A 13932-nucleotide genomic window follows, 5' to 3' on the forward strand; every position below is an offset into this window, starting at 1 on the left:
ATCTGTGGTTAAAAACCGAACATTGATATAATAGCGCGATATTTATCTTTATTCATCAATACGTTCCGTTTAGGTATCTCTATGTTGCTCTCTTCAATTATTCATCACACTCGAGGTGACTTTGTTCGTAGGCTTATTGCGATTGCTTTGCCTATTGCTTTGCAGAGCATTATGTTTTCAAGCCGAGGCTTAGTTGATGTGTTGATGTTAGGTCAGCTTGGGGAAGCAGACATCGCGGCAGTGGGGGTTGCGAGCCGTGCAATGTTTGTGACGACCATTATGCTAGTGGGTGTCACTACGGGCGGCGCTTTGCTAACGGCTCAATATTGGGGCGCGGGTAACAAACAAGGTGTCAGAGAAAGTACCGCACTGACGTGGCTAGTTTCGACCCTGTTTGCGTTGCTGACCATTGTTTTCTTTGTTTCTTTTCCTGCGCAAATCATGGGCGTGACGACCGACTCTGAAGAAGTCATCAGCCTCGGCGTTGAATACATCGTCATCACCTCATTCAGCATGCTGGCAGTGTCGTGCGTCAGCAGTATGGCGGTAGGTTTGAGAGCGATGCATAAACCTGGGTTAAGCACTTTCTTCAGCGGTATCGGCATTCTGTCTAATGTGTTCTTAAACTGGGTGCTGATCTTCGGTAATTTAGGCTTTCCATCGCTTGGAATCAAAGGCGCAGCGATTGCGACGGTATTGAGCGGTGCCATTGAAGTGGCGACCTTATATGGCTACCTCTATTTCTCTAAACACCTATTAGCTTTTAAACTTTGTGATATCAAAGCGGCTGCAACCGTTGAGAAAGTCGTTCGCTTCTTGAAGTTGTCTTTGCCGACCACGTTTAACTTCTTAGCGTGGGCGGGTGGCTTGTTTGCTTACCACGCGATCATGGGACAATCGGGTGTTCAAGGTTTGGCTGCGCTTTCAGTCATGACGCCGGTTGAATCTATCTCATTGAGTTTATTGATTGGCCTTTCGAATGCGGCAGCGGTTCTGGTGGGTAACCAACTTGGCGCGAAGAACAATGAAGCGGTTTACTATCAAGCACTAGGTTTAACGATTCTGTGTTTCTTAACCAGTATTGTGGTGGCGATTTTTCTCTATTTCGTCCAAATGCCAATATTGAATGCGTTCAGTGCGTTGACTGAAGAAACCAGAGCCCTCTCTGAGAAATTCATTCTCATTCTCAGCGTGGGTATTATTATTCGCTCGGTACCGCTGACTGTGATCGTTGGTGTGTTGAGAGCGGGTGGTGATGTGAAGTTCTGTCTCTATCAAGATTTGATTGCTCAGTGGGTGATTGGTATTCCACTGGCTGCGATTGCGGCGATCTATTTAAAGTTTCCACCTGAGTGGGTGTATCTGCTTTTCCTAACCGAAGAAGTGATTAAGTGGGGTGGGTCGCTCTATCGCATGAAAACAAGAAAATGGATCAAAAACTTGATAGGAAGTTGAAGTAGGGCGCATCGATCACATCACTTTATCGTTGGTGTGTGATCTATCTTTCAAAATACTTCCTCCTAACAGGGAATTAGTGTAGATTCTCCTTCCAAATTCTAACTAATGTGAGCTGTTTAATGTTAAAGCTGTCAGACCTATGTAAAGGCTATGTCGACGGGGGGGAATTTCACCCTGTTTTGCAAGGTGCTGAACTAACATTAAACCAAGGTGACCAGCTTGCACTAATGGGCGAAAGTGGATCAGGTAAAAGTACATTACTGAATCTTATCGCGGGTTTAGACCTAGTAGACTCTGGCGAAATTGCTTTCCCAAACTTCAATATGCATGATTCGACAGAACGTAATCGCACCGCATATCGCCGAAATAATATTGGTCACATCTTCCAGCAATTCAACCTACTTCCAACGCTTAATATTGCTGACAATATTCGTTTTTGTCGCCAGTTAAAGGGCTTGCCTGAAGACAAAGGCCTCTGGAGACAGATTCTTTCTGCTTTAGACCTTATGCCTTTACTTGGACGTTACCCTGAAGAAGCGTCTGGTGGTCAACAACAACGCGCAGCGATTGCTCGTGCTCTGTACATGGAACCTAAAATTCTGTTAGCCGATGAACCGACGGGAAGTTTAGATGAGCGTAATGCAGAAGCGGTAATGCGTTTGCTGACCTCTTTGGCTCGCCAATTAGAATGCACTTTGTTGTTGGTGACACACAGTGAAAAAGTAGCACAGCACATGGACGGCAGAATCCGCCTACAAGGAGGGCAACTGCATGTTATGGCCCGTAGTTAAGGCACTACTCGGTCACTATCGACGCTACCCACTTCAGATTATTTTGGTATGGCTTGGTTTAACCCTTGGCGTATCACTTTTGGTTGGTGTTACTGCTATCAACCAACACGCCAAGCAAAGCTATGCGCATGGCGAAAAACTCTTTTCGAATCCTCTTCCTTATCGTATTCGACCAAAACACAACGCCAATAAAATCCCGCAAGGTTTTTATATCCAGCTTCGCCGTGAAGGCTTTCAACAGTGTTCTCCTTTTGACCACCATCGTATCACTGATGAAAATGGCGCGAACTTTATGCTTATTGGCATCGACCCTGTGTCTATGCTTCAGCTTCAGCCGGGTGTTGCGTTAAAAGATCTCACTACGTTAAACCTCATGAAGCCGCCATACCCAATCCTTGTGAGTGATGATCTCGCAGAGCACATGGAATGGAATAACGGGGACTACATTCCTCTGATGGATGGTTCTGAGCTTGGTCCTATCGCTGTTGACCAAAAAAACCTGATTGATGGCACAAGGCTGATTGCAGATATCTCTTTGCTCAGAATGCTTAAACGCAGTGCCGGGTTGTCTGTGATTGCGTGTTCAGATATGTCGCCTGAGAAATTTGAGCGTCTTAAAAACATGCTGCCTAATGGTTTGACGATCTCTCGCAGCTCTAAAGCTGAGCTTGAGTCGCTGACCAGCGCGTTCCACTTAAATCTAAAAGCGATGGGTATGCTGTCGTTTGTGGTTGGCTTATTCATTTTCTATCAAGCGATGTCGCTGTCGTTTATTCAGCGCCAACCGTTAGTTGGAATCTTAAGACAGACGGGTGTGTCGGGTTGGCAACTGGCTAAAGCGCTTTGTTTAGAGTTACTGTTATTGGTGGTATTGAGCTGGATCTGCGGCAATGTATTCGGTGTCATGTTGGCAAATCAACTGTTACCAGCGGTATCTTCAAGTTTAGGCGATTTATATGACGCCAACGTTGGTTTAACTATCGACTGGAATTGGCGATGGAGCGGTTACAGCTTATTAATGGCATTGCTTGGTGCATTCCTAGCGTGTGCTTGGCCATTGGTTCGTCTGCTTCGTTCACAACCGATCCGTTTGACCTCTCGTTTATCTTTGATGCGCTTTGCTGGTACTGAATTCACTTGGCAGGCTTTGATTGGTTGTGGTTTCTTGGTTGCAGCTGTCGCTGTCTATCAAGCGCCTCAGACTCAAGAAACGGGTTTTGCGATTATCGCGCTGATGCTTGTTAGTGTGGCTCTGTTTACGCCGTTCTTGATGTGGAAGCTATTTAACAGCCTGTCTTATTCATTACGTTGGGTTCGTGCTCGTTGGTTCTTCGCAGATGCCGCTTCAAGCATGAGTTATCGTGGTGTGGCGACAATGGCGTTTATGTTGGCGCTAACCGCGAATATTGGTGTAGAAACCATGGTCGGTAGCTTTAGAGATACCACAGACAAATGGTTAACACAGCGCTTGGCGGCAGATCTTTACATCTACCCAACCAACAATGGTGCTGCTCGTATGAGTAACTGGCTGTCAGAACAACCTGAAGTGGATTCTGTTTGGTGGCGTTGGGAGAAGGATGTTGCATCTCCTGTTGGCAGTATTCAAGTGGTCAGTACTGGGCCTTCTGAAGGTGAGCTAGAAGCGCTGACGATCAAGTTAGGTATTCCGAATTACTGGTATCACTTACATCACTCTAAAGGTGTGTTGATCAGTGAATCGATGTCTCTCAAGCTGGGTATTCGCCCTGGTGACTACATTGATCTCTATGACAATCTTGGCTCTGGTTGGCAGGTTGTCGGTGTGTATTACGATTACGGTAACCCTTACCATCAAGTCATGATGTCTCATCGAAACTGGCTGTATGGATTTGCAGGGCGGGGTAATGTGGGCCTTGGCGTAATACTCAAAGATGATGTGAATTCAGTAGGGCTTCGAAGCCGCTTAGAAAGCGTATTCAGGCTTGGCTCTGAGCGTGTTTTCGATAACAACAATATTCACAGCCAAGCGATGCGTGTGTTCGATAGAACGTTCGCGATTGCAGATACATTGGGCAACATCACATTGGTCATTGCAGTCTTCGGCATCTTCTTCGCAACTGTTGCGGGTGAAGTGTCTCGACAAAGGCATATATCTTTACAGCGCTGTTTAGGTGTCTCAGCGAAAGAACTGATTCTGACCGGTAGCTTACAACTGTTTGTGTTCGGGCTTATTTCCTCCTTAATTGCGATTCCGCTCGGCTTAGCGTTGGCTAGTTTGATCGTCGATATCGTGATCAAGCAGTCTTTTGGGTGGTCACTCGAGTTGCAAGTGATTCCCTGGGACTATTTACAGACATTTGCGTGGGCTATGGCAGCATTGATGTTAGCTGGTGCTTTGCCAGTGATGAGAATGATTCGGAACACCCCGATGAAATCACTGAGGGATGCGCTTTAATATGCTTCAACGAAATGGCTCAACGAAATTCAGACACCGATTTGTCTCGTCTCTATTATTGATCGGTTTCTTTGGCACGATTTTAGGTATCTGGGCGTACTATTCTTACTTTGTTGATGTTGGCGAGAAAGGCGTGAACGAGGTCAATTCAGTGCTTGTAAGCGAGCACTTTAATGTATTCGAGCCTGTGTTACCTGACCGCAGCGTTTCGTTACCTCGAGACTTTCAATTCCACCCAGAATTTCAACACGAGTGGTGGCATTACTTTGCTTCTCTAAAAGGGGATGATGGCAAAAAGTACTCCGTTCAATGGAGCTTCTTCCGAATAGCGACTGACGAACGCGAGACGCCGGGGTGGCAAAGCCCACAGGTTTATATTTCAAATGTCGTGATCTCTTCTGATTCTAAGGTTTGGAAAGAGCAACGCTTAGCGCGTGGTGGTATTGGCCAAGCGGGAATGACCAGTCGTCCGTTTAGAATTTGGATTGATAACTGGAACTGGCGCGCCCTTGGCAACACACCATTTCCTGGTCGCCTTCAAGTGAAAACGGATACGTTTGGCCTTGAACTCGACACCATTGCGAAAGGGCCCTATGTGCTCAACGGCGATAATGGTTACCAGAAAAAGCACGATTTATTGCCTGTCGCGTCTTATAACTTCAGCGCTCCATTTTTATCCCTAAGCGGTGTATTGAATCTGGACGGCGTTACCAAGGAAGTAGAAGGCACAGCTTGGGTACATAAAGAGTGGGGCAGTGGCTTACTCGGAGTGGGTCAACAAGGCTGGGATTGGTTCGTGTTTAATCTCGATGATGGTACAGCGCTGAGTATTAACCGCTACCGCCATAATCAACAGCTGCCTTATGTTTTTGGAACATTGGCCACTCGTTCGGGCAAGGTGTACCAGTTAACGGACTCAGATATTTCTATCAAGCCTTTACAGAATACGACGCTACAGAATGGTAGAAGAATGCCGCTCCAATGGATTATTAACGTGCCACAGCACAATATCAACCTCACGACACGCATCAAACGCCGAGATATGTGGTTGCCATTTGTCATACCATATTGGGAAGGGCCAATTATGGCGAGCGGAAGCCATGAAGCGACAGGCTTTATGCAATTAACCGGTTACTAAAAACACCTAAGGCTATCATTTGATAGCCTTTTTTGTGCTCATGATTTTTGTGAGCCCCTGATTAATTGTGCATACAGCCTTTGTGATCTCATCTATACTTATTTTATGGTGCATAACAACATTATGGAATATACGACGTATTGTTTGGTATTTGTAGGAAAAACCGAAGTTAAACATCCGAAGAAGTGATTATCTATCGATTACGCTTGGATATAAACTCTTTGTTATTCTTTGTTATTCGTTTATTTAAATAATAAATATAAGGGCGAAATCATGACCGACGTCATCCGTGACTTCTTTAAAATGGAATCTGCTGGCGGCATCATACTAGTCATCGCTGCGGCGATCGCAATGTTTGTAGCAAACTCACCACTGAACGAAATGTACCAAGGCGTATTGCATAGTTACGTTCTTGGTATGTCTGTGTCTCACTGGATTAACGATGGCTTAATGGCTGTCTTCTTCCTTCTAATCGGCTTAGAAGTTAAGCGCGAACTTTTAGAAGGCGCATTAAAGTCTAAAGAGACAGCAATCTTCCCAGCTATTGCAGCTGTGGGTGGTATGCTAGCTCCTGCACTTATTTACGTGCTATTCAATTCAAGTAACCCTGAAGCGCTTCAGGGCTGGGCTATTCCAGCAGCAACAGATATCGCATTCGCATTGGGTATCATGGCTCTTCTTGGTAACCGAGTACCGGTCAGCTTGAAGGTATTCTTACTAGCATTAGCAATTATCGATGACTTAGGTGTTGTTGTTATCATTGCACTGTTCTACTCAGGCGATCTATCGACGCTTGCACTAACGGTTGGCTTCATCGCAACGGGTGTGCTGTTCATGCTAAACAACAAGCATGTGACTAAGCTGAGTATTTACCTCATTGTCGGTGCAATTCTGTGGTTCGCAGTATTGAAGTCTGGTGTTCATGCAACATTGGCTGGTGTAGTTATTGGTTTTGCTATCCCACTGAAAGGCAATAAAGGGGAGCGTTCTCCACTGAAACACCTAGAGCATGCTCTGCACCCATACGTCGCTTTTGCAATTTTGCCAATCTTCGCATTTGCAAACGCAGGTATCTCACTGGAAGGCATCTCAATTTCAAACCTTACAGGCATGTTACCGCTTGGTATCGCTATGGGTCTATTGGTTGGTAAGCCACTGGGTATCTTCCTATTCAGTTGGGGCGCTGTGAAAACGGGTGTAGCTAAACTTCCTGAAGGTGTGAACTTCATGAACATCTTCGCGGTATCTGTGTTGTGTGGTATTGGCTTTACGATGTCTATCTTTATTTCATCACTAGCATTTGGTCCAACGAACGCAGATTTTGATACGCTCGCTCGATTAGGTATCCTGATGGGCTCAACGACTGCAGCTATCTTAGGTTACTTCCTGCTAAGTATTTCTCTACCGAAGACTAAGCAACAAGAAGTAAAGCTATAATTGGTAAGTAAAAGCATAGTTGGTAAGTAAAACTATATTCGGTAGTAGGTTCGCTTGATAGTGAGCCTACTCACTGAGTAACAAGCCAACTCTTGAGTAGCAAGAAGAGTCACAGAGTCATCTTGCTACTCATGTGACAACAAAGAACAAAAAAGCCGTGATGGGCAACCCTATCACGGCTTTCTTGATCTTACTGTTAAGCTCTCTTTGTAAGATAACCTGCCTTACATTTAAGTGACAATGTCACGCTATTTTTCTAGCGTGGTAAAAATGGTCCACTCTTCAACGATTTGTTCACTTAACCCAACCACGGTTGCCGTTACCTTACGGTTTAGTGCATGCGAAGTAGCATCATCACCCTCGTTTTCCAGGCGTTCTTCACCATAACCGACAATTCTTACTCGCTCTGGCTCTATACCATTCGACAGTAACTCGTCTTGAACATTGTTTGCTCGTCTTTTTGATAAATCTAAGTTGTATTCGTTGGAACCCACTTTACTCGCGTAACCTTGTATTTCAATCGACGCACTTTTGTAAGTATCAAGGAATTCAGCCATGGTACTGATTTGATCAGAAAATATTGGGTTCACTTCAAATGAGTCATGAGCAAAGAGTATTTTTAACTGTCTGACTTCTTCTGCTCGAATCGTTTCACCACAGCCGTCATTGTCGACTTGTGACGCTTCAGGCGTTCCTGGGCAGGTATCACGAGCGTTTACCACACCATCGTTGTCGTCGTCTTGCAGGTCTGCAATCTGTTCTGCTTCAGGTGTCTCGATGTAAGCCTCTTCCTGTTGGCTCGAACAGGCAAATAAAGTCATCGTTAATACGGGAAGTAATAAGTACGTTACTTTCATCATTAATACTCCATAGCCGTTGTCCACTCTTCTGGAATATCAACCAGTAGAGCATTCAATAAAGAACCTGTTGCGTTCATCACACGGTATTTAGCGTACTGCTCAGAGTAATGGGCATCTAGATAATCTTTACGGGCTTCAAATAGTTCGTTCTCAGTGTTGAGCAAGTCAAGAAGAGTACGTTTGCCTATTCGGTATTGTTTTTCATATGCGATAACGGTTTCCGAAGCTGAATCAACATGATCAGATAGGAAGTTCTTTTGTTGCAGCGTGAGGTCTAAGGCGCTCCATGAAAGGCGAAGGCCTTCTTCCACTTGGCGATAAGCACGATCTCTCAAATCTTTTGCTTTGTTCAATTGGTAAGCAGCCGCTTCAGAGTTAGCACTGTCTGTTCCGCCGTTGTACAAGTTATATCGCATTCGCAGCATCGCGAGCGTTTCTTGACTTGAGCCTTCATCGCCACCTGCATCGTCACGCCATGACTGCGATGCTTCAATGGAGAAGGTAGGGTAGTTCACGCCTTTCGATTGTTTGTATTGGAAGTGCGCAGCGTCAACATCAGCTGCCGCGATTTTGATCACGGGGTGTTTGTCTAAGGCATCAACAATGGCGTCCGTTAACGACAAAGGAATTCTAGAAATATCAGCTCTTGGGTAAATTAAACCTAGGGGTTCTTGACCCACCACACGTCTAAATTGGGTATGTGTATCGATCAAGTTATTCTGTGCAGCCAATAAGTTACCATGAGCTTTTGCAATCCTAGCTTCGACTTGCGACACATCCGCTGTTGAACCTATGCCAGAATTAGCTCGTTTCTTAATATCTTTATAGATTTTTTTGTGTATTGAAAGGTTACTTTCTGACAGTGCTAACACCTCAGTGGCTTTCACCGCGTCTAGATAGATTTGTGTTACCTCCAGCGCTTTGTCTTCGGCATCTGCAATCAATTGTAAACGAACCGACTCGGCTTCTGCGGCGGTACGATCAATGTCGTAAAGAGTCGCTGAACCATCCCACAGCAATTGCGTGAGGGAAATCGTCGCTTCCTTTCTTGTTAGATCGGTATCGGGGCCGTTATTTGGTGCAGGATTGATGCCTTCGTAACCAATGCCAGCATCAAGGTCGATACTGGGCTTGTACGCTCCTCCTGAGGCATCATTACGTTTTTTCACGCTCGCATATTCGTTGAAGATGCTTTTTATCTCTGGATTCGTTGCCAAGGTAATAGCCACAGACTGTTCCAGAGTTTGAGCGGCGAGTGGTGCTGCAGCAACTAAGCAACACATGATGGATAATTTAAACAATTTCAAAGTAGCTCTCCTTCTACTTTCAATGTCTCATCCGTTTCCCAACCTACGTTTCCCGCTAGATTGAGAGAAGGGTATTAAACGAAGCTTAGGACATTTGCAAAAAAATGCGAAGTTTGTTGGATTTTTTTTGAATGTAAGTCGCTATTGCTATTGACTAATTTGAAAGTTGCCAGATTTACACCCTTCTAGTGAGTTGATTATCAATAGTGGCACTACTAAATTTAGTGTAGGAAATAGCCACAGCGCAGAGTGGGATTGAATCCGCGCTTGGCATGTTCTGGGCAGAAGTGGGAATATGGATATGGGAAACATCAACCTAAATATACTAGGTCTTGCTAGCGGGAGTGTTGTGCTCGACGCTCAAGGCCAAGTTAGACGTTTGTCTCCGGGCGAACAACCAGCGGCTAGCGACGTAATTATCAGTTTTGATACTAGTGAAGAAAATGTGCCAAGTGTTTCTGCACGTTTTGTAGATAACCAGGGCCAACAAAATGTACTAGATACTGATGATGCGATCGCTCAAGTTCAGCGTGCTATTGAAGAAGGATTTGATCCAACGGAACTAGGAGATGAGTTTGACACTGCGGCTGGTGAGGAAGGCTCGAGTTTGACCAACAGCGGTAGGATTGAACGTACTGGGGCTGAAACTCAAGCTGCCACGAATTTTGAAACTGACGGGTTTGAGTCTCAAGGATTGTCAGAAACTCAAAGTATTGCTCTTTTTGATATCATCGCTTTTGCGCTTATTTCAGGCGAAACTAACGTTATTGAGTTTGAGCAGGATGAACCAATTGAAACCGGTGGCGCCTTAACCAGCGACGACCCGGACGTTACCTTTATTGGCAAAGAGGTCGCTGGAGACAATGACCTCGGTACCTTTGTCGTCAATGAGGATGGTACTTGGACCTTCGTAGCCAACAGTCCTTATGATGAACTTGCTGACGGCGAGCAAATTCAAGATACAACCACAGTACAAACTTCTGATGGAGGTGAGCAAGTCATTACAGTCACGATTATTGGTACTGATGATGCGGCTGTAGCCACTGATGATTCAGGCAGTGTGACTGAGGACATTGATGTCGATGACATCACCAACCAATTAGTGACGTCTGGTCAGATCGTGATTACAGACGTAGATAGCGACACTCCTACCTTTTCAGCTGATGGTGAGTTTAACCTCGTAGGTTCAACAAACGACTCACAACTTGGCGTATTGAGCATCGAACCTGATGGCGCTTGGACTTACGTAGTCAATAACGATGACGTGCAGTACCTAGACGACGATGAATTCGTGACAGAGGTTTATACCGTTACAGCCAGTGACGGTACCACTAGCGAAGTAACTATCACGATTAACGGTGCCGATGATCCATCTGATATAACCGTTAGCGAAGGTGATTCAGACACAGGTGAAGTTACTGAGGATGTGGATGTTGACCAAGAGAGCAACAACTTAACAACCTCCGGAACGCTCACCATCACCGATGTAGACGACAACGACGTTGCTGCTTTTGAATCAAATGGTACGTTTAATCCAGAAGGTTCGACCAATGATACCGCGTTGGGTATGTTGACCATTACCGACGATGGTGAATGGACTTATGTCGTAGACAACGACAACGTGCAATATCTCGATGACGATGAGTTTGTCACCGAGGTTTACACTGTTACTGCGATTGATGGGACCACCAGTGAAGTAACCATCACCATCAACGGTGCTGATGATCCATCCGAGATCACCGTTGGCGAAGGTGACTCTGATATGGGTGAGGTGACGGAAGATGTTGATGTCGATCCGGAGAGTAACGACTTGATGGCGACGGGGACACTGACGATTACCGATGTTGATGCTAACGATGTCGCGGCTTTTCAACCTAACGGAACGTTTAACCCTGAAGGTTCGACCAATGATACCGCGTTGGGTATGTTGACCATTACTGATGACGGAGAATGGACGTATGTCGTCAACAACGATCTTGTGCAATACCTAGATGACGACGAGACAGTGACAGAGGTTTACACTGTTACTGCGATTGATGGAACCACAAGTGAAGTTACCATCACTATTAACGGTGCTGATGATCCATCCGAAATTACTGTCGGGGAAGGTGACTCAGACATGGGTGAGGTGACGGAAGATGTCGATGTTGATCCGGAGAGTAACGACTTGATGGCGACGGGAACACTGACGATTACCGATGTTGACGCCAATGATGTCGCGGCTTTTCAACCTAACGGAACGTTTAACCCTGAAGGTTCGACCAATGACACCGCGTTGGGTATGTTGATCATTACCGACGATGGCGAATGGACTTATGTCGTAGACAACGACAACGTGCAATATCTCGATGACGATGAGTTTGTCACCGAGGTTTACACTGTTACTGCGATTGATGGGACCACCAGTGAAGTAACCATCACCATCAACGGTGCCGATGATCCATCTGAGATCACCGTTGGCGAAGGTGACTCTGACATGGGTGAGGTGACGGAAGATGTCGATGTCAATCCTGATACCAACGAACTCTCGGTGTCTGGTACTTTAACGATTACCGATGTCGATATCAGTGATATGCCGGCCTTTAAACCTAATGGTGTGTTTAGCCCTATTGGGTCTACTTATGCACTTGCTTTGGGTATGTTAACGATTACTCCCGAGGGGGCATGGAGTTATGTCGTTGATAACGATGCGGTTCAATACTTGAATGATGATGATACGGTTATTGAGCGATATGTCGTAACCGCCATCGATGGTGTCGAGCATGTTATCGAGATAACAATCAATGGTGTCAACGATGCGCCTGAAGCGACCAGCTTTACGGTCGTCAATGATGAAGACGCGATCATACCAATCCTCTTCGATTCTGAAGATGGCGGTATGCCTGATTACATCTCAGATATAGAAGATGACCATGACGACATTCCACTTAATATTCGGATAGAAAGCTTGCCAACCAACGGCAGCCTTTTGTATACCGATGAAAATGGCGTCACCAGAGAAATTGTGCAGTCTGATGTCGACAACGGTGTGTTGTTTGTTCCAAACAATATTAGCTTCGTTGCCGGGCCTGGAGAGCTGTTTGAAATGGGCTTCAGTGGCGATCCAGACGATATGCCAGATCTCGTTGATGGTTTCTATAATTGGGGTGTCGCGGTATCACCAACCGAAAGGCTAATTACCTTAGCTAACGGCAACACAATTACATTATCCATTGAAGATAATAACGATAAACCGCTTGAGCAGTACCAAGGGGAACAACCTCACGTCGGCTTTGGTATTGGTGACTCTGACGGCCAAGGAATGAACATGCAAGAAACCTTGGTCTTAGATTTTACTAACAATCCACTTGAAGTCGTTCAATTTGGATTAGATGGGTTGGGCGGGTCGTTCAACACTAATAGTAATGTTTATGTTGAAGTACTTTATACTTTCGCTGACGGTACAACCCACACAGAGCAGTATCAAAAAGACGAAGGTGATACTGGTCATGAGCAGATTCTTTACGACTTCAGTTACTCATCACCAAGTAATCCAATTGTTGGAATGGAGCTGTCATCGACTGGGGGCAGTTGGGAGTTGCGTTATGTACAAGGTAATGAAGCTGTAACCGATGACCCTCAATTTGACTATGTCGCAGTAGATTCAAATGGCGCTGAAAGTACAGTCGAAACGGTGACGGTTGATATTGAAGAACCACAACAATATAACGTGATTAGTGCTGCGAGTAACGAGCCTTTATTTGCGGGCTCTGGGAATGATCTGCTTATTGGTGATAGCGATGACAATATTTTCACCTGGTTAGACTCTGCACTCGATAACGGTACGGACATCATTAAAGACTTTGAGCTTTATACCAATGGCTCTGGTGATTTGATCGACCTAAATGATCTGATTGAAGATCCACAAGACGAAACGCAAATGGCCGAGCTTCTTGATATGATCGAAGTGTCGGTCGATGGCGAAGACATCGCTTTGTCTATTCCAATCAATGGTGGAGACGACGTCCAAACAATCGTGGTAGAAGGGATCACTACGGAAATGGGTGCTTCAGTTGACCTTGGTAATGATCTCGCAATATTAGGAGAGCTTATTAAAAACGATGCAGCCTAATAGGCATCGTGGAATGCTCCATAGCTTGATGTAATGAAAGCCCTCGGTTTCGGGGGCTTTTTGCGCTCAGGGGTAGCCGAAGAAAAGTTGCCTGAAATTAAAAGCTGCTTGAATCATAGGCAAAAAAAAGCCCAAACCAATGCGGTTTGGGCGGATACAAGTATAGGAGTTAATAAGGAAAATGCAGTAATTAAGAAAGCAGGGAGAGAAACAAGTTTGACGGCCTGTTAAACTTCTAAATACTCTGTTTTCTACTTAATTTATGACCCTCCATTTCTAATTCAGTTCCCAGAAAATTCAATAATTTTTCCTTTTTTATTAAACGTACATCGATTCAATCGGTTAGAGCTGATTCTTGCTAACTGGTACGACCAATTGGTGAAAATGTGATGTTGC

8 protein-coding genes are annotated in these 13932 nt (G+C 45.2%); 6 read left to right on the forward strand and 2 right to left on the reverse strand.

Annotated features, from left to right (window positions below):
* The first annotated feature begins 81 nt into the window (after positions 1–81).
* From M4S28_RS07370 to nhaA, 5 genes are all read left to right on the forward strand, one after another.
* A complete protein-coding gene (locus tag M4S28_RS07370) occupies positions 82–1455 on the forward strand; it encodes an MATE family efflux transporter (protein ID WP_249632601.1) in 1374 nt (457 codons plus the stop codon).
* Between the two features lie 122 nt (positions 1456–1577).
* Positions 1578–2249 carry an ABC transporter ATP-binding protein gene (locus M4S28_RS07375; RefSeq protein ID WP_004734674.1) on the forward strand — a complete coding sequence of 224 codons (672 nt, stop codon included), beginning with the start codon at positions 1578–1580 and terminating at the stop codon, positions 2247–2249.
* Positions 2230–4683, forward strand: a complete 2454-nt coding sequence (locus tag M4S28_RS07380) for an ABC transporter permease (RefSeq protein ID WP_029222149.1) — start codon at positions 2230–2232, stop codon at positions 4681–4683. The genes M4S28_RS07375 and M4S28_RS07380 overlap by 20 nt, the downstream gene beginning before the upstream one ends.
* A complete protein-coding gene (locus tag M4S28_RS07385; protein ID WP_249632602.1) occupies positions 4673–5821 on the forward strand; it encodes a lipocalin-like domain-containing protein in 1149 nt (382 codons plus the stop codon). The genes M4S28_RS07380 and M4S28_RS07385 overlap by 11 nt, the downstream gene beginning before the upstream one ends.
* 273 nt (positions 5822–6094) lie before the next feature.
* Positions 6095–7258, forward strand: a complete 1164-nt coding sequence (gene nhaA / locus M4S28_RS07390; protein WP_004734677.1) for a Na+/H+ antiporter NhaA — start codon at positions 6095–6097, stop codon at positions 7256–7258.
* 248 nt (positions 7259–7506) lie between these two features.
* On the opposite strand, the gene M4S28_RS07395 is transcribed toward nhaA, so the two are convergent.
* Both M4S28_RS07395 and M4S28_RS07400 read right to left on the reverse strand, forming a co-directional pair.
* The gene (locus tag M4S28_RS07395; RefSeq protein ID WP_249632603.1) at positions 7507–8118 is read right to left on the reverse strand and encodes an OmpA family protein; all 612 of its coding nucleotides are present in this window, start codon (positions 8116–8118) and stop codon (positions 7507–7509) included.
* Complete coding sequence (locus M4S28_RS07400; RefSeq protein WP_017079061.1) at positions 8118–9425, reverse strand: TolC family outer membrane protein; 1308 nt, start codon at positions 9423–9425, stop codon at positions 8118–8120. Before M4S28_RS07400 ends, M4S28_RS07395 begins: the two co-directional genes overlap by 1 nt.
* 301 nt (positions 9426–9726) lie before the next feature.
* Between M4S28_RS07400 and M4S28_RS07405 the strand changes: the two genes are divergently transcribed.
* Positions 9727–13536, forward strand: coding sequence for a VCBS domain-containing protein (locus M4S28_RS07405; RefSeq protein WP_249632604.1), 3810 nt, complete (start codon positions 9727–9729; stop codon positions 13534–13536).
* Positions 13537–13932: the final 396 nt, after the last annotated feature.

This window comes from Vibrio sp. J383 (assembly GCF_023503985.1).
GTDB lineage: Bacteria > Pseudomonadota > Gammaproteobacteria > Enterobacterales > Vibrionaceae > Vibrio > Vibrio splendidus.